This window comes from Thauera sp. K11, assembly GCF_002354895.1.
Lineage (GTDB): Bacteria > Pseudomonadota > Gammaproteobacteria > Burkholderiales > Rhodocyclaceae > Thauera > Thauera sinica.
Genome location: NZ_CP023440.1, coordinates 97,512 through 118,081, shown reverse-complemented (window position 1 = coordinate 118,081; position 20,570 = coordinate 97,512). Strand labels below are relative to the sequence as shown.

Sequence of the window (20,570 nt, the reverse complement as noted above, 5' to 3'; positions counted from 1 at the left end):
CGTCGCCCCCCTCGCTTCACAGAATCCGCGACCAGGCGAAGTCGCGGACGAACAGGCTCATCGGGTTGTTGCGCAACTGCTCGTCAGTCGTCTGGCCGGACACTTCAGCCGTGTACACCGTGACCAGCGCGCGCATCGTGGCGGGCTCTCCCATCACCGTGCCCTGCCGGTCGCGGCGCGTCTCCACCCAATCGACCTGCCAGGTGTCGGGCGATTGGGGCAGGACGGTCCGGATCTCGACGCTGACCATTTCCTTTTCCGCGCGCCTGAACGGAGTCGCCTCGGCGTGGCCGTTGAGCCACTCGTTCATCTTCGCGGTGGCCGGATCGTTGGGCGCGAGCTTGGCATACACGCGGAACACGGCCTTGCGCTGCAGGGCCACATCGGGCGTCACGATGCGGGCGTCCCCAATGAACTCGGCCACCGCGGCATGCACCACGCGCGGGTCGGCCTTCGCGGCGGCGGTCAGCGGTCCGGCAGCCACCGTCTGGCCGTGCTTGTCGACTTCCACCACGTAGGGGATGAACTTCGACTGGCTGCCGATGTGGATCAGCCCACCGACGGCCGCCAGCGCGATCAGCAGCGACAGCAGGCCGATCACCTGCCAAGTCTGGGTTTGAGCGATCACCGAGCCGACATGCTCGTTCCAGGTGCGCCGCGCCGCGAGATACGGGTTGTCGGTGTCGCCAGTGCGCCGCGCGCCGGGCGAATCGCCCGATGCGGGCGCCTCAGAGCCGTGCGACGGCGCGGTCGCGTCGCGCCCCGATGCGGACGGCCGCCGGAAGCGCCACCCCTTGACGGTATCAGCCAGACTCATGCGGCCTCCCGGATTGCATCGACGGGGTCCCCGTCGTCGCGTTGATCGTTGATCGTCAGGCCCCTGGCGGCCAGCCATTCGTGCACCCAGCGCTCGCCGACGCGCGCCTCGAGGCGCTGGATGGCGGCCACCGATGCCTTGTCGGTTGCCCCAACAAAGGCGAGTGCGATCGGGCCCAGCGCCAGCTCGTAGAGCCGGTGGCCGGACTCGGACACGTAGTAGTACTGGCGCTTGGGCACCGCGCTCGCCAGGATCTCGATCTGCCGCGTGTTCAGGCCCATGCGCCGGTAGAGCGCCGCCGTGTCCGGATCGCGTGCGAAAACATTGGGCAGGAAGATCTTGGTCGCGGTGGATTCCACGATCACGTCGAGCAGCCCGCTGTTGGCCGCATCCGACAGGCTCTGGGTCGCCATCAGCACGAGGCAGTTGGCCTTACGCAGCACCTTGAGCCATTCGCGGATCTTGGCGCGAAACACCGGATGCCCCAGCATCACCCAGGCTTCGTCCAGCAGGATCGCCGCGGGCTGGCCGCTCAGGCTGCGCTCGATGCGACGGAACAGATACAGCAGTACCGGCAGCGCATATTTCTCGCCGAGCGCGAGCAGCTCCTCAAGCTCGAAGGTGGTGAAACCGGCCAGCGCCAGGCCGTCTTCCTCGGCGTCGAGCAGGTGGCCCATCGCGCCATCGACCGTGTACTGCCGGATCGCCTGGCGGATCGCTTCGTCCTGGATCGTCACCGAAAATTCGGACAGCGTGCGCGCGCCACTGCGCTGCATGCTCAGGATGGCGTGACCGATCTCGTTGCGCTGGGCCGGCGTGGCCTCCACGCCGTTGAGCGCCAGAACCGTCTCGATCCACTCCATGGCCCAGGCACGATCCCCTCTGGACTCGAGGAACTGCAGCGGGCAGAAGGCGAGCCGCCCGTCGTCGGAGGCGACCGCGTAGTGCTGTCCGCCGACCGCGCGGGTGAGCGCGTAGAGCGACAGACCCTTGTCGAACGCATAGATCGACATGCCCGCATAGCGGCGCAACTGCGCGGCGATCAGCGCCAGGTGCGCGGATTTGCCCGCGCCGGTCGGGCCGAACATAAAGGTATGGCCGAGATCGCGCACGTGCAGGTTCAGCCGGAACGGCGTGGCCCCCTGCGTCACGCCGTGCATCAGCGCAGGCGCGCCCGACGGATAGAGCGGGCAAGGCGCCTCCGGGCTGCCGGTCCAGATCGAGGAGGTCGGCAGCAGATCGGCCAGGTTCATCGTGTTGATGAGCGGCCGGCGCACGTTCTCGACGCCGTGACCGGGCAGGCTCCCCAGAAAAGCATCGAGCGTGTTGATCGTCTCGATGCGGGCCACAAAGCCCAGCCGGTTGATCGCCTTCTCGATCAGGCGGGCCGAGGCCTCGAGCGCATCCCGATCCTCGTCCATCAGCACCACCACGCTGGTGTAGTAGCCCTGCGCCACCAGGCCGCTATTGACCTCGGCGATCGCCGCTTCAGCGTCGGCGACCATCGACAGCGCATCCTGATCGATGGGTCCGAGGTGGGTGTTGAAGACCTGATCGAAGAAGCCGCGCACCTTCTGCCGCCACTTCTTGCGGTAGCGCTCGAGGTGGCGCACGGCCTCGTGCGGATCCATGAAGATGAAGCGGCTCGACCAACGGTAGGCGCACGGCAGCTCGCCCAGGGCGGTGAGCAGCCCCGGCGCGGATTCCAGCGGAAAACCTTCGATCGCCACCACCTGAATGAACTGGCGGCCAATACGTGGCACCACCCCGCCCCACAGCTCCTGACCACCGATCACCGCATCGAGATACATCGGGTTGGCCGGCAGCCGCACCGGGTGATGGGCGCCGGTGAGACAGCACTGCAGCCAGCCAAGGAAGGCGTCATGGGTGACGGTCGATCCGTCTTCCTCGACCCTCGGCTCGCCCCGCAGCCGCGTGAGCGTCACCGCCGCGGACAGACGGCTTTCGATGGCCGCGATCTCGCGCCTGAACTGCGCGATGAGATTCATCGTGCGCGCCGTGTGGTCCGGCGCGATCGCGTCGTCGTCGAACATCAGCTCGACGAACTTGCGTTGCGCCAGCACCGGCGGGAACCAGGTGAGCGTCAGCACGAAATAGCCCTCGTACATCGTGCCCAGACGCTCGAAGAGGCGCCGCCGTTCCTCGTCGATCGCCGCCGACACCGCATCCGGGAAATGCGAACGCCCGCGCTCGGGGTAGCCCGGTGCGGGCCGGCGCACCGCATCGACATGCACCATCCAGCCGCTGCCCAGACCCGCCAGCGCCTGGTTGAGGCGAACCGACACCTGCTCGCGCGCCTCATCGGTGCGGCTGGCGTTGTCCTCGCCCCGATAGCACCACGCGGCCATGAAGGCACCGTTCTTGCCCACGATCACGCCGTCATCGACCACCGCGGCGTAGTTGAGCAGATCGGCGAGGCCCGCGTCCCGGGACCGATGCCGCCGGAGCTGCACCCGGGCCTCGACCGCGCGGATGCGGGCCACCAGGATCAGCAGCAAGGCGGCGCCCAGCCCCGCTACGACGAAGGCAATGGCCGCGATCATGTGTACTGCTTCCCCTGGGCGGCCGTGTTGTCACGGAAAGGGGTCGAACGCGCCGGGTAGTAGCCCCTATAGCGGCGGTGGCGCAGATAGACGTGGCGCAGCTTCGGATCGGCTTTGGCCATCAGCCGCAGCATGAAGAGCGCCACCACCCACAGCATGACCCCGAATACGGTGGCGCGCAGGTCCTGCGCGCTGAAGATGAGCGCACCGGCCAGCAGGCCCGCGAACATCACCAGTTCGCGATCCCCGCCCATGAAGAGGTTGTGCCGGTTGCCGGCGCGGCGAAGCGGGATCGTGCGCAGCGCCATGTCACACCGCCTGCGCCGTCGACATCGCCGTACCGGCCTGCACGGCCGGCACCCGCACGGCTTCGGCCGCGCCCCCGCTTGCCGCGGCGATCTCCGCGCCCCGGCCGAAGAAGGAACTCATCATGTTTTGCGCACCTACCAGCAGCGCCATGACCAGCACGATGAAAATCAGCGTGCGGAAAAACGCGGTGAGCTCACCGCCGAAGATCAGCATGCCGCCGGCGACGACGATGCCGATCAGCGACAGGGTGAAGGCGACCGGTCCGGTGACCGAGTTGCGCAGGTTCGTGAGCCAGCTCTCGTACGGCAACGAACCCCCGGTGCCCTCCGAAGCGAGGGCCAGTTGCGGTGCCAGCAGGACGAGCGCCAGCAGTGCGAGCAGGCAGAGCGCACGCACGGCGGGCTGCCCGAGGTGCTTGAGGCGGAACGGGGACAGGGCAAGCGGCATCGGTAAGACTCCTTCAGAGGGTGTGGGTGAGGTAGCGGCCGCCGTCGAACCCCGACACGGCGAGGATGTCCTGCACACGGCGCTGCCCGTCGACGCGGGCGATATGCACGACGAGCTGCACGGCCTCGCCAATGAGCGGTTCGATGGGTCGGGGGGCGTCCGGATGCATGCTGATGAGCATCGCCAGACGGTCCAGACCGGCACGCGCGCTGTTGGCGTGCAAGGTGGCCGCCCCGCCTTCGTGACCGGTGTTCCAGGCCATCAGCAGATCGAGCGCTTCCGGACCGCGGACCTCGCCGACCAGGATGCGGTCGGGGCGCATGCGCAGGCTCGTCCTGAGCAGCGCGGTCATGCTCACATCGAGGCTGGTGTGATACTGGACATAGTTCTGTGCGGCGCACTGGATCTCGCCGGTGTCCTCGATGATGAACACCCGCTCGCCCGGGTCATGGGCCACCATCTGATCGATGATGGCATTGACCAGCGTGGTCTTGCCGCTGCCGGTGCCGCCCACGACGAGGATGTTGCGGTGCGCACGCACCGCCTCGACCAGCACGTCGCGCTGGTGGGAACTCATCACGCCGGCTGCGACGTACTCATCCAGCGTGAAGATGGCCAGCGCGCGCTTGCGAATGGCGAAGGTCGGCGCCGGGACGACCGGTGGGAGCTGGCCGGCGAAGCGTGACCCGTCGAGCGGCAGCTCGCCCTCGAGGATGGGCTTCTGGCGGGTGACTTCCTTGCCGTGGTAGCCGGCGACCGTCTCGATGATGGCCTGTGCCTGGGCCAGCCGCATCGTGCCGATGCAGCGCATCGGCTCGCCCAGCCGCTCCTGCCACAGGCGGCCATCCGCGTTGAGCATGAGTTCGACGGTCTTCGGGTCGTGCAGCGCCGCCAGGAACGCCGGCCCCATGTCGCGTTCGAGCTTGCGCCGGGCACGCTCGCGGATGCTGATGGCTTCAGGCTGTTCGGACATCGTCTCCCCCGGCTACAATGCCATTGTGTTGGCACCGAACTTTGTTAAACGATATACCGAACTATTTTGCAGTTCAAGAAAAATGTTTTGACGAAAATGTTGCGGCCTGATTATCCTGCGTGAATAGACGGGCGCGCAGCACGACCGTGGCCGCCGGCCGTCCGGGGGCACGAGTGCGTGGGCGAGAAAAGGCTGTGGACGCGCGGCATCCAGAGGCGACTGTGCCGCTGTGGCACGCTTTAGCCGCTAAAACGCGGGCGTCTGCCCGTTCGTGCCGCTGCGTCGCCCTACCCCTGGCGTTACGACTTCCTGAGTTTCTTCTGGGCCGCCTCGGCCCACTTCCTGACGATGAAGGCCTGGTGCTCGGGCAGGACGGCCGCCACCCGTTCGTAGCCGGGCGGCAGGCTGCTGGGGACCTTGCCACCGGCGAGCGCCTCGAGCGAGGCCGGATCCAGATCGGTGACTTCGAGCAGCAGCGGCAGCGGCGTCTGCAGCGCGCGGGCGATGTCCTCCATCACTTTGAGCGACGGGTTGCCCTTGCCGGTGGTGATGTCGGAGAGAAAAGAGATGGACACGCCGGACTTTTCGGCGAGGTCGTGCTTGGTCATCTGCAGCTCATCGAGGACGCGCAGCACGTTCGTGAAGAAGATGTAGTTGTACAAGGCTCGGGCCTTCTGGCTGCACGCGTTCGGCTTTAGCCGCTAAAATCGCATTGTTTTTTCGCCGCACACCCTGCGCACACACAGCGTGGCGTCGGGCGAGGGTCTCAAACAATGCGTATGGCATGACCTGTTCTCGTCAACCCGCGATTTTACCTGCGCGCCGACGATCGGACACGCGGAATGCGTCACTCCCGCCGACCGCTTCGCCGCCTGCGGAGGCACGGCCTGCCGGGCTTGAGGAGCTTGCGCTGGCGCCGACGGGTCCCATTCGAAGCGGTAACGCGCGTGGCGTGACCCCAGACCCACAGGCGGGCAACACACCCCCTGGGCCATGAAGGCGGAAGCGAGGGGGGAGGCCAAAGCGCGCTCGCGCACCGCGTTCAACCCGTGACCCTGCGCGGACAACAAGAAAATGGGAGAGCACACCATGAGCCGCGTGAAGAATGCCAGGACGAAAGCCGATGAGAGGCCCCGGGCATCCGCATCGGACACCGCAGGTAACGACAAGCCCTCACGGCAACCGGGCCCGTCGGAAGCCTTCGTGCGCATCGGGCGCCCGCTGGAGCTGCCGCTCGAGCTGATCGACGAAGATCCGCAGCAGCCGCGCACGGCCGACAACCCCGGTTTTTCGGCGCAGAGCATTGCTGAGATCGGCCAGACTATCCAGATCCGGGGCGTGAAGTCGCCGATTTCGGTGCGTGAGCATCCGGAGCGCGAGGGGCGCTACCTCATCAACCACGGCGCGCGGCGATACCGTGCATCGATCTGGGCGGGGAAGACAACTATCCCCGCCTTCATCGACAACGACTACAGCCACGCCGATCAGGTGATCGAGAACCTGCAGCGCAACGAGCTCACCGCGCGTGAGATCGCCGATTTCATCGGTCGCGAACTCTCGAGCGGCAAGAAGAAGAGCGACATCGCCCGCGAGATCGGGAAATCCCCGGCGTTCGTCACCCAGCATGTGACGCTTCTCGATCTGCCCGATCCCATCGCACGCGCGTTCAGCAGCGGCCGGGCAAGCGATGTGACCGTGGTCAACGAACTGGTCACCGCCTTCAAACGATATCCGGCGGAAGTTGGCGCCTGGCTCTCCGACGAGACCCAGGAACTCACGCGCGGGTCGGTCAGGATGCTGCGCGAGTTCCTGGCGGAAAAGCGCCATCATGATGACGAGCACGACGCAGGTATCGATGACCTCCTCGGGGACGGATCTCATTTGCAGGGCGAAGGGGAGACTCCGCGCCCGGACAGGACGGGCGCCAGAAGCAAGGCCGGCCCTGACATGCTCAAGCGGGCCATCATCCAGGTCGAACACCGCGGGCGGCGGGCCCGGCTAATCCTCAGCAAGCGCCCATCGACCGAGGGGTGGGCCTGGCTAACCTACGAGGATGGCGGGAATAAGGTCGAAGCCCGCCTGGCAGACATGAAACTGGTGGCGCTGATCGAAGGCTGACGGTGAGCCCGAGTGGAAAAACTCGAACATTGGCTCGGTACCGCCAGCGGGTCGAGGGAGAGCGGCCAGGGATCGCGTGGATCGACAGGGCAACAGCGTCCATCCATCGCAATCAAGTCCCGCAGGGCTGATCTGCAGCAAGAAACAGCAAACGTCGATTCGGCGCCGCCGTTGGGTTACTGACCCGTACATGTATCTGACGTGGGCGTTTCCCCTTAACCCGCTCAGCGGCTCAGCGAACCGCCTGCGACAGTCTCGTATCGACCCAATGCCGTCGTTGAGGTTTGACGAAAGCTGTCGTTCAACGCCTAAGCTAACGTTCATTGCACGAGGCGATGCCACCCCGTGTGACGAAACACTCGCAGCCAGCTCTCCGGCCGAGGTTAGAGGCACCAGAGGTGGTGCTTGGCCTCTGCAACCGAGTTGGCTGTGGGCGGCTATTTTTTTCTCGCATCGCGACGTCATGGTCGGCGAAGCCTTTTTGCGCCTAAAAACCTGTTGTTTCACGTTAATCTGCGCGCTTTAGCGCGTCCGAGTTGAGCGCATTAGGCACAACGCTATTAAAAAGGCCCTTAAATTTACTGATGACCAGGAGTCTGAAATACTCATATATTCAAAGAAGTACATGGGTAACAGACTGGAGCGCAGTGTATTTATTCAAGGGCCGGTTTAATAACTGCGCACACAAGGCTTGGTGCGCAGTTGATGTCATTTGCCGTTTTTGCGGTTTTTGTCGGAGTTCAATAGCTGAGTGACACGGCCAGGCGTAACGCCGAGCGTTTCGGCAACACGAGCTTGCGCACCGCGTGGATTGTGCTCACTCTCGATTTTTACGAGTTCTGTGGCGTATCTTGACTTTCCACTCCCGGTCATTCCGTGGTAAGCGGCGCGGGCCTGTTGCTGAAGTTTTTGTTCCAAGCTCGCCTGTTGGGTACGGAGGTCTTGGATCGCTTCCGTGGTCATCTTGAAGCCTTGAACGACAGTCGTCATGACCTGCTCAAGCGGGTCAGGTGGAACTGATGCGGGTTGCTTTGGCATGTGAGTGTTCCTAGGTTTTAACGAGGCTCAGAGCGTATAACGGCCGCCCCTAATTATCAACACTTTCGTTTAATTTTATTAAACGATGTCGTATACATTCGTAGCCGCCTAACAAAACTAGAGAAGCAGCAGCCGACAGCTTAGTGGGGTAATGCGCCCCATGTGGCCCATAGGCTGAGAGCATGCCGCCTCGCCCGGATGGCCGCTATCCGGATCGGGTGGCGACTGGCAGCTGTTGGCCGAGGCTGTGTAAAAACAGCCCCTTCTGTATGATATGGGCATTTCCAGACTGACATCATGCTATGAAGCGATTCGTCGAAGGACAGAGCCGCACACAGGGGGCCTTGTTGCCCGAATCGCTGGACGACTTTGTCGCTGAAGCCAATCCCGTTCGGGTCATCGATGTCTTCGTCGATGAACTCGATCTTCGCAGGCTCGGCTTCACTGGCGTCGATCCCGCCGCGACTGGACGCCCGGCCTATCACCCAGGGGCGATGCTCAAGCTCTACATCTACGGTTACCTGAACCGGATCCAGTCGAGTCGCCGCCTGGAGCGCGAAGCACAGCGAAACCTGGAGTTGATGTGGCTGCTGGGCCGCTTGACGCCCGACTTCAAGACCATCGCCAACTTCCGTAAGGACAATTCGAAGGGGATTCGTGGCGTCTGTCGCCAGTTCGTCGTGCTGTGCCGGGAACTCGGACTGTTCGCCGAGGCTGTGGTCGCAATCGACGGCAGCAAGTTCAAGGCGGTGAACAACCGAGATCGAAACTTCACCAGCGCCAAGCTGCAGCGGCGAATGCAGGAGATCGACGCGAGCATCGAGCGTTACCTCGTCGAGATGGACAGCGCCGACCGGCAAGAGCCCGCCGTGGCCCAGGCAAAGAAGGAACGACTGGCCGACAAGATCACCACCCTGAAGGCCCGGATGAAGGAGCTCGACGCGATTGGCGTCCAACTCGAGAACGCACCTGACAAGCAAATCTCCCTGACAGATCCCGACGCCCGCTCCATGAAGACGCGAGGCACGGGCATCGTCGGCTATAACGTCCAGACGGCCGTTGAGACCAAGAACCACCTGATCGTGGCGCACGAAGTCACCAACGATGGGCTCGACCGGGATCAATTGAGCACGATGGGCAAGCAGGCTCGTAAGGCGATGCAGGTGGACTCCCTCACGGCGATTGCTGATCGGGGCTATTTCAAGAGCGAGGAGATCCTCGCCTGCCACAAAGCCGGCATCGTGCCGCTTGTTCCGAAAAGCGCTACATCCGGCGCAAAAGCCGACGGGCGCTTTGATCGCGCAGATTTCGGGTACGACTGCGAGAACGATGAGTATGTCTGCCCCGCCGGCGAGCGCCTGATCTGGCGCTTCGCCAGAGAGGAAGGCGGGCTCATGATGAACCGCTACTGGAGTTCATCTTGCCCACGATGCCCCATCAAGAGGCAATGCACGCCCAGCGACTACCGGCGTGTGAGCCGTTGGGCGCACGAGGAGGAGCTGGAGGTGATGCAGGCGCGGCTGGATAAGGCACCCGACAGCATGCGCATCCGACGGCGGACCGTCGAGCATCTCTTCGGTACCTTGAAGGCCTGGATGGGCGCGACGCACTTCCTGACCAAGGGCCTTGAGCGCGTCCGAACCGAGATGAGCCTGCACGTTCTGGCGTACAACTTGAAGCGAGTGATGAAGCTGATGGGAAGTGAAGCGCTTATGACCGCAATTCGGGCCTGATGGGGGCCTTTGTACGTCACGTGAACCGCCAACTCACAATCATCGAATGACTTGAATTGCGCGAGGTGGCGAGAAGCCGCCGCCGGTCGTTGCGGGCGTAGCCGTTTTTACACAGCCTCGGCCGCCTGCTGTCTGTCATGAGTGGGCCGGCAAAGAGGTCGTTTAGGGGCATGGCGCGGCGTGATTAGACAAAATGAACCATTTTGTCCAACGGCTGGGCACGACCTCCAGGAACGGCAGGGCTTCGAGCCCGCGCTTCTCGCCGTACTTTGGACAAGACAGACAGAGGGCTGACGGAATGGCACCATTCCGAGTGAAGTAACCGTCCGAGCAACCCCGCCCCCCGGCGGAGCGGAGGGCTTCAAAGGTCGACGACGTGCCTGAGCAGTCCGAACGACACGCGCCAGCCGAGCTCGTTTTCGCAGTCGACGCTGGCCGTCTTCTGGTTGATGCGCACGATGGTGCCGATGCGCGTCTGCAGGTGGCGGTCCTCGAAGCTGACGCGGTCGCCGACGCGGAAGTCTTCGCGGGTGGGGCGGTGGGCGGGCTTGGCTGTTGACACCTGAGGCGCGGCACGGCTGTCGGCAGGGAGCTCGATCGCTGCGTAGGGCAGCGTCCAGGTCGCACGGGTGGCGTCGTCCTGCACCGTGACCTGAGTGTCCTTCATCGCCACCACGGTGCCGCTGCGCAGTTGCAGCGCGGCGCCCGGTGCTTTCCCGTCCACGAAGCGCACCCGTTGTCCCAGGTGCAGATGCAGCCGGATCTGCACGATCCGCGACGGATCCGACATCAGGCGCTCGATCACGCGCGACAGGTGGAACAGTTCGAGCGAGCTTGCGCGGTTGAGGGCTTCGAGGGTGGCGGGATCCATCAGGGCGCAGGCTTCCAGTTCATCGGCAGCAGTTCGTCGAGCCGGTCCATACGGTGGCCGGGCAGGCGCGTGAGCACATCCTTCAGGTAGGCGTAGGGCTCAATGCCGTTCAACCGCGCCGTCTCGATCAGCGAGAGTGCCACGGCAGCGGCCCGTCCGCCACGTGGACTTCCGGCAAACAGCCAGTTCTTCCTCGAGATCGCCACCGGGCGCATCGCCCGCTCGGCGGTATTGTTGTCCGGCGCGAGCAGGCCGCTGTCGGCAAACACGGTGAGCGCTGTCCAGTTCGACAGCGCGTAGGCAAACGCACGTCCCAGCGGCGAGCGCGGCTGCAGCGTCGGCTGGTGATGGGTGAGCCAGCGGTGGAACGCGGCCAGCACACGTCGGGTGCGCCCTTGGCGCACGCGCAGGCGCACGTCCGGGTCGGCCTCGGCCAGGCGACGCTCGATGCGGTAGATCAGCCCGATGAAGCGCAACGCGTCATCGGCCAGCCCCGGCGGCGCCCCCTTGGGGGCGGCCTTGAGCACATCGAAGAACTTGCGCCGCACATGCGCCCAGCACGCCACATGGGTGACGCCCTCGCGGAAGCTGGCGTGGTAGCCGCTGTAGTCGTCGGCCTGCAGGTAGCCGCGCCACGCGCCCAGGATCCGGCGCGGGTGCGTCCCGGATCGATCGGCCGTGAAGTCGTAGAGTGCGGCCGGGGCCACCTGCTGCCACTGGCCCCCATCGTCCTTCTGCTGCCCGCCGGCCAGATACACCCACATCCGGGCGGTGATCGTCTTGCCCGGGGCCTGAAGGGACAGCGTGGTGTCGTCGGTGAAGATCACCGGGCTCGCGAGTACGTGGCGCTGCAGGGCGGGCATCAACACGGCGAGCAACTCGGTCGCATCGAGCACCCAGTCGCACAGGGTCTGACGCGACAGAGCGACGCCTTGGCGCGCGAAGATCCGCGACTGGCGCGCCAGCGGGCAGTGATCGAGGTACTTCGAGACCATCACGTGGGCGAGCAGCCCGGCACCGGCGTTGCTCCTGGGCAGCGGCGAACCCTGGGCGGTGGCGGTGCGCACGGTACTGCGACCGTCGGCGCTCTCGCAGCGGTACTTCAGGCGCACGTTCTGGATCACCTCCAGGCGGGCGGGAATGTACTCGAACAACTCCGAGACCTCCTCGCCGATGCGCTCGAGCGCGGCGTAGCCGGCCTTCTCGACATCGGAGAGGTCGTGCTCGACGCGCCGGCGCGGCAGATCCGGGCTGATCGCCGGCCGCCCGCCCTTGCGCCGGGTGTGGGCGCCGACCTCGCGACGCTCCTCACTCGGTACGGGGATCTGTACCGGGTCGGACCACAGTTCTGCCTGGCCGAGGTGGATCACCTCGCTGCGGAGCCCGAACAGGCGCCGCCGCAACTCGACCAGCTGGTGACGCAGGGTGTCCAGTTGCGCGTCAAACTGCGCACGCATCGCCTGCACCTGCTGCCCCAGTTTGAGCACCAGATCCTGCAGCGGAACCACCTCCTTAGGCAGGCTGGCGCGATCGATCGGGACAGGCAGGTTCATGGGGCCAAGCATGCCCGTGCAGGCCGTCTCGGTGAATGCGGTGAATCACCGATTGCCCGTGCGGCCGACATTCACCCCACGACGCTGGCCGCCACCGGCGCCAGGCGGCGCGTTCGCGACAGATCGATGCCATCGAGCCAGGCGAGCAACTCGCTCATCGCCAGGCCCTCAGCCGACAGCCGCGCGGGGTCGGTGAAACGCCCGCGCTCCAGGCGCTTGTAAAGCACCCAGAACCCATGACGGTCCCACACCAGGAGCTTGGCCTTGTCGCGGCGCCGGCCGATGAACACGAACACCTGACCCGAGAGCGGGTTCATGCCCATGCAGCGCGACACGATCTGCGCGAGCCCATCGATCGACTTCCTCATGTCCACCGCCTCGCTATAGACGTGGGCGCGGATCGCCGAGGACAGGATGATTGTCGCGCCCTATCGATCTGCGTCAGCTCCACCAGGGGGCGCCGTGGGACGAGCTATGGCATGACTGGCGCACACTCAAATTCGAGCTGCACATCGTGCCCCCGACCTGGGTTCTCGCGGACATAGTGCTGGCCAATGGCTACACCGGCATCCTCTTTCCGAGCCAGGCGCACGAGGGCGGCACGAACCTCGTCGTATACCCGGAACAGCCCAAGAGCGGCAACGCAGTCATCGTGAATGACCCTGACGGGCGACTCCCACACGACCAGACCGGTTGGGCGCGCTGAATGATCGGCATCATGGCTGCACCTCATGCCGCGGTGCGCGCAAGCAGCCCCGGCACGAGGGCTTCGGCAGCAAAGGCGCCGGAGATCACCACCGCCTCGATCCCTGCCCCATGCGTGGCCGCACCCGCCACCACGAGATTGCGTACCGCCGACTTGGTGGGAATCATCCCATCGCTGCGGGTGCCATAGATGCCGCCTCCACTCGTCCACGCATAGCGCTGGAAGGTGAGCGGGCTGGCGTCGGTGCGAAACAGAATGCGCTGCTCCAGATCGGGGATCGCCAGGCGTGCGAGCGCGATGAGGCGGTCGCCGGCGGCCTGCTTTCTTGCAAGATAGGGCGCCGAGCGGCGGTAGGCACGGTGGTCGTGATCTTCCGTGAGATTGCCGTCGGTCGAAGCGTCGGCAAACCATGTGTGTGCCTCGTCCGGCCGCATCAAGGCCAGCAGCTCGACGGTGGAATAGCCGGCGGGCGCGCAGCCCGGATCTACCCGGGAGGGGATGACGATGGACACGGCACCGCTCGCGTCGGCCACATGCACGACCGGCGGCATGTCCAGCGTGCCCTTGACCGCAAGGTTCACGCCAATCGCCGAACAGCTCGCCTGGAGATGTGCCTCGGCGATGCGTGCTTCCGGAGGGGCGTCGTCCTGGGGAAGCAGCCGGGTCAGGCTCTGACGCAGGTCGGCATTGGTGACCACCGCTCGCGCCCGCACGGTCTGCTCGGGGCCGTTGCGTCTGCGCACGACGACACCGGTCGCGGTGCCCTGCGCGGTGACGATGCGCGTCACCGCGGTGCGCAGGTGGACGCGCCCGCCGCGCGCCTCGATGGCCTCGACCAGCCGCTGCGCGATCAGGCCCGAACCGCCGAGCGGGTAGTAGCCGCCGTTGAAGTAGTAGCCGAAGAGGGGGACGAAGTCGCGCACCCGAAGGCGGGTGATGTCGTCGCTGAGGTAGCCCGCCAAGGCGCAGACCCAGGCCTGCACCGCAGGGTCACGCAGATGGTGCGCGACGAGATCCTGCCAGGGCCGGTCCAGCCAGGTGACCGCCAGCGGATGACGCCGGGCGAACGCGAGCAGGGCCTGCGGCGTCCCCGGCGTGCCGGGAATGCCGCCGCGTTCGGCAGCGGTCGAGAACATCGCCTCGTGGATGGCATGGATGTCGGCGAACAGCGCGCGCAGGCCAGCCGCCTCGTGTGGAAACTCGGCCGCGAGCCGTTCGACCCAGGCCCGCCAGTCGCGCGGCACGTCGATCGCACGGCCATCGAACACATAACGATGGTCCAGCCGGACCCATTCGTCCTCGTGCGCGATTCCCAGACGTTCGAACACGCTACGCACGGTGCCGCCCGGGTGCCAGCCCGACACGTCATGCACGCCGGCGTCGAACCGGAACGCCAGCGATGCGCCATTTTCCGGGTCGCACGCGCGGGCGCGCCGCAGCCAGGTATGGGCGAAGCCGCCGGGCACCTCATGCTGTTCGAACACCTCCACCCGCAGTCCGGCATCCGCCAGCAGGGCGGCCGCGGTGAGACCGCCGATGCCGGCGCCGATCACGGCCACGTCGACCACCTCCCCTGCGGCAGCAGAGGAGGCGTGCAGGTCGGGGGACGGCCAGGCGTGGCGCGTGTCGCCCGCCGCCATGCGGCGCAATCCGCGCGCAACGAGCAGCCTGGGCAGCACGATGGAGGCCACCGCGCCGGCGGCGACCGCGAGCCAGTGCGCGAGAGCCGGCAGCGCGAGCCACGTAGCCACCGCGAGCCAGGCGAACAGCGCTCCCCAGAGGGCCGAGATCGCCGTGTTGATGGAAATGAACAAGGGGGTCGCGCTTGCGCCGCCAAACTCGGCCGCCGAAAACCCGGCTGTCCATGGACGCCCGTGCAGGATGCTGACGGTGGCGCCAGCGGCAAGGCTGCCCATCACGAGGCTGACCGTCCGCCCCGGATCGAGGGCTGTGACCGTCAGTGCGAGGATGGCAAGGGCAAAGCCGACCACCAGCGAGGCCTCGAACGGGGGTGGCGGTCGCAGGCCGCGTCTCAGGACGGACGCACCGAGGGTCCACACCAGGCCCGCGAGCGCGCCGGCGAACCCATGGCCTTGTGCGGTGGCGATCAGGAAAGCCGGCAGGGGCACGAGAAAAAGCTTGATGCGAAGAAAGGTCTTCATCGAACGCCTCCTGGGGCGGCCGTCGGACGGGCACATGGATCGGATGGGCCGCACATGGGCTTGGCGGGTTGTTTACACCGTAAACATAGACGTTGATGTTTACGTTGTAAACTCGATTCGCCATACTGCCCCGATGAATACGACGCTGACGCACGCCGAGACGGCGGGAACGGGTGATCTGCGCGAGCGGCTGGTGCTCGAGGCAACCACGATCCTGGAAGCGCAGGGCCTCGAGGCCCTGACGCTGCGCGCGGTGGCCGGTGCCGCGGGGGTATCGCACATGGCGCCCTACCGGCACTTCACCGACAAGGACAGCCTGCTGGCTGCGGTCGCCGAGCGCGGCTTCCGCGCCCTGTCGGCGGACATGGGCGCTGCCGCCACGGGGGAGAGCGAAACGGCCGCGCGACTGCGCGCCTTCGGCCTGACCTACCTCGACTTCGCCCGCCGCCGCCCGGCGCTCTATCGCCTGATGTTCGGCCCGACGCTGGCCGGGAAGCCACAGTTCGCCGGCCTCGCGCAGGCCGGCGGCGAGGCGTTCGCCCATTGCGCCCAGGCCGTTGCCACCCTCAAGCGCGAGCGGGGCGCAGCGCCGGGCGCGGATACCCAGGCGCTGGCGATCGCGACCTGGTCGCTGGTCCATGGCCTGGCGATGTTGCTCATCGACGGCCGGCTGCCGCTGCCAGACGATGCCCGTGCCCAGGACGCCTTGATCGGCGAGGTGCTGGCACTGCACGGCAAGGCCCTCGGGTGATGCTTACGTGGGTAGAACTGCCCGTCCGCTCATGTGCCAACGGTACCTCAATGATTCTTGAGAGCCTGTTACACGACCGAGGCCTGCAGTCCAAAACCCCGCCGACCCAGAACTTTTGTTGGGAAGCTTGAACCGGGGAAAAATAGTTTTTTTTGTCTTATATATAAAAAACTTGCTAACAACTTTCGCAACGAGTAGCCTTGCAAGCGTTGACAAGGTCTGATGCGGTGTTCTATGGCGCGCAAGGTTGATTTCAAGACATCGGTAGCAGTGATGCTCTCCGGACTGGATGTGCCGGCAAAGCGTCTGCAAGATCTTGTCGGCCGAGAAAAGCCGCCAGGGCAGCATCATATGCGCTACACACCGGCGGATCTTCGCTCCGCGCGCTATCGGTTTGCTGGTATCGATCCCACCAACATCCCGAAAAGTAAAGGCAAGCCAAAGACCGGGGCTATTCCTCCGATCATCATGACCCGAATGACGAAGGGGGGCGTCGGGAAGACGTCGATCTCGGTCAATGCTGCAACGGCGCTAGCGTTGATGGGGTATCGCGTTCTGGTGATTGACGCGGATCCGCAGGCGACCGCCTCGAACTTGCTGGGGGTCGAGTCCACCTTCGACACGACGATCAAACACATTGGGCACTTTCTGGTCAAGAAGTCTGCTGACCCGGATACCGATCTATCCGAGGCGATCGTTCACGTGTACGAGGGGGGGTTCCTCGACGTCATCCCGTCGGACATCACGCTTGCCGAGGCTGACGCGTCACTCGTCACGGCCATGGCGAGCCACGAACGCGCGCTGCTTTTCCTCAAGCGCAACGGCGCCTTTCTCTCAGAAAATTACGATGTCATCGTTGTGGATACAGCTCCGGGCACCACTCCGATCGGACTCGCATTCTCTTACGCAGCCAAAGAATCCGGGAAAGTCCTGACGGTCGTCGAACCAGAGGGAAGTTGTCTGCGCGCGCTTGATTCCCTGTCGTCAAACTTGGCTGAAATCGAGGCGATGACGGGTGCAAAGATTGGTCTCGAAGTCGTGATCAACAAGTATCACCCTCAGCTCAAGCATGTGCGTGAATCGATGGGTTTTCTGTACAGCAAGTACGGCACCATGCTGAACGACTCGATCGTCCCGACATTCAGCGGTTTCTCCCGCCAACTCAATCCGCAGACGCGCGAGGCCGTTCCACTTGTCGAATCCGATCCGAGTTCCGCAGGATCGATCGCGATCATCGATGTCGCGAAGAGCCTGATCCTGAGCTTCGGAATCACTCAACCCGGCTTGCCGAAAGTTGACACGGAGCGCTGACGATGACCAAGCGTGCACCCTATAAGATATCGGGCTTGATCAAGTCAGGCGCCGTCGTTCCATCGACATCGCCTCATGCCGAGCCCGAAGAATTCGCTGTCATCTCTCATCAGCCCATCGTTCCCGAGGAGGCAATCGGGCAGATCGTGCCACCACTCAAGGTCACATCTGCGCTGCCACCCAAAGCCGTCCCGATTTCCACGAACGGATCAGGCCGGAACCTCATGATGATCGATGTACGACTCATCGATCCGAACCCCCTTGCTCCGCGTGAGGTTTACACCCCCGAAATGATCCGGGATCGCGCAGAGGCGCTCCGCACGCAAGGGCAGCACGACCCAATCCACGTCATCCCGAACCCGGATCAGGACGGCCGATTCATTATCGCGGACGGCTGGACACGCGTTCAATCGTGCCTGGAGCATAAGGTTCTCGAAGAACTTCTCGCAGAAGTTCACGACAACCTGACACTCGAAGAATCAGCCTGGTTCGGCTATCAACAGAACGAAGAGCGCGAGCAACACTGCGACCTTGATCGGGCACTGTTCTACGAGAAGCTCATTGCCGCTGGCGAGACGTCGGCCGATGTCGCGCGCAGAGCGGGCGTTTCTCGATCGCAGATGACATTTTATCGGGCGTTTTCGAAGCTGCCCCCCGATGTCGTCGAGATTATCAAAGGCGCACCAACACGTTTTGGCGCCAACGCCGCATACCAATTGAGCAAAGTTGCCGACAAGGTCGGCCTCCGACAGGCCGTCCGGCTTGCAGTGAAGTTTGCAGAAGAGAATCACACCCATGCCTGGCTTGTGAATCAGACCCAGGCTTTGCTTGAACCGAAGACGAGCAAGACACCGACGGCCTCAAAACAGGTTCGCTACAAGAACGGCTACTACAAGCGGCGCGGCGACGCGTTCGAAGTCAACATCAGCGTCGAGCCGTCGAAGCGCGTCAAGTTTGCGATGGCGCTCGAGGAGCTGCTGGCAACGGTCGCCGAAGAGTTCAATGAGGATGACACGTCGATGGGTAGTGCTCCAGCCGAGAACGAGGAGGCGCGGGACTAGCATGATCAGGCTGTTTATACGTATAAACACCAGACAGCCGGCTTGCGGAGGTGCTCACTACTCACGCCCGCGCGGCGACGCGAACATCGCCGCGCATCGGAAAGCCCAAGAGATGTTTATACGTATAAACACGTCCGCCCAAGCCGGCGCCGGAGTTGTTTATACGTATAAACATCATGGAGGCCGCAAGCCATCCATGGTCTCCTCTCAGGAACTGCCCGATCCAAAACGAAAGCCTCCCCGATCCCATCGGGTATGGCGTGTTTATACGTATAAACACCGCCTGCCAGCCCACGACGCAACACACAGAAACCCCGCCCTCCGCGGGGTTTCGCACATCTGGGCGTCCGATTTCGAGCATCAGGTTTCAGCCCAGGAGATCACGATGACCTGACCCGATCAAAACCCTTCCTGCCAAAGAAAAACCCCGCTGAGCGCCAACTCAACGGGGTTTATCTGGAACTGGTGTTTCGGACCACTTTGGAAGCAACCGGCGCCAACCGGTCAAACCCTCCCGCAACGAGGCAATGCTACCAAAACGGCCTGAAACGTCAAGGAACCTTTACGCCTTGAGGTTTTGAATGTCTGCCATTGCCTACCCCTCGTCGATCGCGCGCGCCTGCGCCGCGATCGATGAAGCCGCCGTCTTCCGGGACCTCCCGGACGGCTACCTTCGCGTTGTCGTGCGCATCGTCAAAAAGATCCGGCTCGCGTGCCTGAAATCGCCCATTTATGCCGCACGCGCCACCCTTGCCCGAGAATCGGGCAAATCGGTCGAAACCGTCGGTCGCGTCGTGAAATGGCTGGAAGAGCGCGGTTTGATCGAACGCGAGCAAATCGCCCGAAAAGGCCTCAAAGGCTCCTCGTCGCCCATCACGCCGACCGAGCGCCTGCTCGAGGCGCTGACCCTCACCGGCGAAGCCGCTCCGGCGCCCGATGCGTCCTCAACCCCGGTTATCCACAGCCCCGCCGCGGCATCACCCGTCCCGGCTGACGCCTCTAAATCAACCCATCAAAAACAATCTAAAGAAAATCAACCGGCGAAGCCGGCGCCTTTTGTCAAAATCGAAGGCTGCGCGCTGCCCACGGAACTTGCCTGGCTCGTCGCCCGCAACGACATGAAACCCACCGGGGTGCTCGCGCTGATGAAGCTGGCCAGCAGCCGCAAGCAGCGGCTCTCGGACATCGTGCAGGCCTCGCGCAAGTACCTCGAGGGGCTCACCGATCGAGGGCTCTTCGCCTACCTCCGCAAACTGGTGCTGCAGGACAAGGACTACCGCGCCGTTGTGCAGCACGAGACGCAGGCGCACCAAGCCGGGCTCGACAAGGCACGCGTGGCCCGCAAGGCGGCGGAGCTCGAAGGCCGCGCTTACCGCACCCGAGACGGCCGGATCCAGGTCTTCGTGAGGGCAAACGGCTTTGTTGAGCAGATCGGGCCCGATCGTCGGGGCTTTAGGCCGATGGATGTCGCGTTCCTTGATGCCATCGACGAGGGACGGCTCGTTCCGATGGCCGTGGGTGTCCCGTGAATCGGGCGGGTCCGCGCAGGAACTTTCGGTGCCGCGGTCACGCCCTTGCGCGCGATGGTGTTGGTCATGACTGCACTGCCAGGGAGAACGAACCGCCCGCGGCCCGTAGCCGACAGCCTGGCCCGACTACTGCCCATCATCGGGCAGCGACTGGAAGCGGCCGACCAGACCGCACTGCACGAGACGCACGCGTTCGATGCGACGTCAGCAAAGCGGTGTTGACGCGCGTCGAGACCACGGTGAGGCGCATCCTCACACGCAGGATGAAGTGGCGTGCAACCGGGGACTCTCCGCGCATTTGGGCTGCGACGATGCGGGCACGTCGGCGAATGGCGGAGTCACCAGGCCTTTCGCCTTCGGCCACCACAGCGCTCGCATGGATGAGTGCGGGCCACCTCAATGGGATCACCTGGACCGCCGAAGCGGTCCGCCCACTTCACCAGCGAGGCCAGTCATGAAGCACATGGAAGGCGACGCGTTTGTGCGTCTGATCGCCTATCAGCACACCGTGGGAACAATGGAGTACATCGCCACCAGGATGCCGAAGATGGAGGCGGCTTCCGGTTTACGATCACGTCACCAGACAAGACGGCTCTCAAGCTGAGCGTCTATCTCGAAGCCAGCGTC

19 protein-coding genes are annotated in these 20,570 nt (G+C 64.4%); 8 read left to right on the top strand and 11 right to left on the bottom strand.

The window, feature by feature from the left end; genetic code table 11:
• Positions 1-16: 16 nt before the first annotated feature.
• The 6 genes from CCZ27_RS23035 to CCZ27_RS23010 all read right to left on the bottom strand — a co-directional run bounded on the left by CCZ27_RS23035 (position 17) and on the right by CCZ27_RS23010 (position 5,772).
• Entirely contained in the window at positions 17-817 is an 801-nt protein-coding gene (locus CCZ27_RS23035; RefSeq protein ID WP_096453087.1) for a conjugal transfer protein TrbF, read from the bottom strand.
• Positions 814-3,381: a VirB4 family type IV secretion/conjugal transfer ATPase gene (locus tag CCZ27_RS23030; protein WP_096453085.1), complete on the bottom strand. Its 2,568-nt coding sequence runs from the start codon at positions 3,379-3,381 to the stop codon at positions 814-816. The genes CCZ27_RS23035 and CCZ27_RS23030 overlap by 4 nt, the downstream gene beginning before the upstream one ends.
• Positions 3,378-3,689 carry a conjugal transfer protein TrbD gene (locus tag CCZ27_RS23025; RefSeq protein ID WP_096453083.1) on the bottom strand — a complete coding sequence of 104 codons (312 nt, stop codon included), beginning with the start codon at positions 3,687-3,689 and terminating at the stop codon, positions 3,378-3,380. Before CCZ27_RS23025 ends, CCZ27_RS23030 begins: the two co-directional genes overlap by 4 nt.
• A gap of 1 nt (position 3,690) precedes the next feature.
• Positions 3,691-4,137 carry a conjugal transfer system pilin TrbC gene (gene trbC, locus CCZ27_RS23020; RefSeq protein WP_096453081.1) on the bottom strand — a complete coding sequence of 149 codons (447 nt, stop codon included), beginning with the start codon at positions 4,135-4,137 and terminating at the stop codon, positions 3,691-3,693.
• A 13-nt stretch (positions 4,138-4,150) separates the two neighbouring features.
• Positions 4,151-5,110, bottom strand: a complete 960-nt coding sequence (gene trbB, locus CCZ27_RS23015; RefSeq protein WP_096453079.1) for a P-type conjugative transfer ATPase TrbB — start codon at positions 5,108-5,110, stop codon at positions 4,151-4,153.
• A gap of 299 nt (positions 5,111-5,409) precedes the next feature.
• Complete coding sequence (locus CCZ27_RS23010; RefSeq protein ID WP_096453077.1) at positions 5,410-5,772, bottom strand: transcriptional regulator; 363 nt, start codon at positions 5,770-5,772, stop codon at positions 5,410-5,412.
• A gap of 427 nt (positions 5,773-6,199) precedes the next feature.
• Between CCZ27_RS23010 and CCZ27_RS23005 the strand changes: the two genes are divergently transcribed.
• Positions 6,200-7,228, top strand: coding sequence for a transcriptional repressor gene korB (locus CCZ27_RS23005; RefSeq protein WP_096453152.1), 1,029 nt, complete (start codon positions 6,200-6,202; stop codon positions 7,226-7,228).
• Positions 7,229-7,936: 708 nt separating this feature from the next.
• On the opposite strand, the gene CCZ27_RS23000 is transcribed toward CCZ27_RS23005, so the two are convergent.
• Positions 7,937-8,266: a hypothetical protein gene (locus CCZ27_RS23000; protein WP_232516694.1), complete on the bottom strand. Its 330-nt coding sequence runs from the start codon at positions 8,264-8,266 to the stop codon at positions 7,937-7,939.
• Positions 8,267-8,568: 302 nt separating this feature from the next.
• Here CCZ27_RS23000 and CCZ27_RS22995 point away from each other — a divergent pair, with 302 nt between their 5' ends.
• Complete coding sequence (locus CCZ27_RS22995) at positions 8,569-9,999, top strand: IS1182 family transposase (protein WP_096453073.1); 1,431 nt, start codon at positions 8,569-8,571, stop codon at positions 9,997-9,999.
• Between the two features lie 361 nt (positions 10,000-10,360).
• Here the strand turns inward: CCZ27_RS22995 and CCZ27_RS22990 are convergent, their stop codons facing one another.
• From CCZ27_RS22990 to tnpB, 3 genes are all read right to left on the bottom strand, one after another.
• The gene (locus CCZ27_RS22990; RefSeq protein WP_096453071.1) at positions 10,361-10,870 is read right to left on the bottom strand and encodes a hypothetical protein; all 510 of its coding nucleotides are present in this window, start codon (positions 10,868-10,870) and stop codon (positions 10,361-10,363) included.
• Positions 10,870-12,423: an IS66 family transposase gene (tnpC, locus tag CCZ27_RS22985; protein WP_198363386.1), complete on the bottom strand. Its 1,554-nt coding sequence runs from the start codon at positions 12,421-12,423 to the stop codon at positions 10,870-10,872. The genes CCZ27_RS22990 and tnpC overlap by 1 nt, the downstream gene beginning before the upstream one ends.
• A gap of 71 nt (positions 12,424-12,494) precedes the next feature.
• Positions 12,495-12,824, bottom strand: a complete 330-nt coding sequence (tnpB, locus tag CCZ27_RS22980; RefSeq protein WP_256219483.1) for an IS66 family insertion sequence element accessory protein TnpB — start codon at positions 12,822-12,824, stop codon at positions 12,495-12,497.
• Between the two features lie 17 nt (positions 12,825-12,841).
• Here tnpB and CCZ27_RS22975 point away from each other — a divergent pair, with 17 nt between their 5' ends.
• A complete protein-coding gene (locus CCZ27_RS22975) occupies positions 12,842-13,129 on the top strand; it encodes an RES family NAD+ phosphorylase (RefSeq protein WP_096453069.1) in 288 nt (95 codons plus the stop codon).
• A 23-nt stretch (positions 13,130-13,152) separates the two neighbouring features.
• Here CCZ27_RS22975 and CCZ27_RS22970 read toward each other — a convergent pair whose 3' ends face one another.
• Positions 13,153-15,291: a phytoene desaturase family protein gene (locus CCZ27_RS22970; RefSeq protein ID WP_194270375.1), complete on the bottom strand. Its 2,139-nt coding sequence runs from the start codon at positions 15,289-15,291 to the stop codon at positions 13,153-13,155.
• A 133-nt stretch (positions 15,292-15,424) separates the two neighbouring features.
• Between CCZ27_RS22970 and CCZ27_RS24095 the strand changes: the two genes are divergently transcribed.
• The 5 genes from CCZ27_RS24095 to CCZ27_RS23855 all read left to right on the top strand — a co-directional run bounded on the left by CCZ27_RS24095 (position 15,425) and on the right by CCZ27_RS23855 (position 20,547).
• Positions 15,425-16,042: a TetR/AcrR family transcriptional regulator gene (locus CCZ27_RS24095; RefSeq protein WP_194270374.1), complete on the top strand. Its 618-nt coding sequence runs from the start codon at positions 15,425-15,427 to the stop codon at positions 16,040-16,042.
• A gap of 234 nt (positions 16,043-16,276) precedes the next feature.
• On the top strand, positions 16,277-17,353 hold the full coding sequence (locus CCZ27_RS22960) for a ParA family protein (protein ID WP_096453065.1): 1,077 nt from the start codon (positions 16,277-16,279) through the stop codon (positions 17,351-17,353).
• 2 nt (positions 17,354-17,355) lie between these two features.
• Positions 17,356-18,414: a ParB/RepB/Spo0J family partition protein gene (locus CCZ27_RS22955; RefSeq protein ID WP_096453063.1), complete on the top strand. Its 1,059-nt coding sequence runs from the start codon at positions 17,356-17,358 to the stop codon at positions 18,412-18,414.
• Between the two features lie 581 nt (positions 18,415-18,995).
• Positions 18,996-19,943, top strand: coding sequence for a hypothetical protein (locus tag CCZ27_RS22950; protein ID WP_096453061.1), 948 nt, complete (start codon positions 18,996-18,998; stop codon positions 19,941-19,943).
• A 454-nt stretch (positions 19,944-20,397) separates the two neighbouring features.
• A complete protein-coding gene (locus CCZ27_RS23855) occupies positions 20,398-20,547 on the top strand; it encodes a hypothetical protein (RefSeq protein ID WP_153167942.1) in 150 nt (49 codons plus the stop codon).
• The last annotated feature ends 23 nt before the right edge of the window (positions 20,548-20,570 follow it).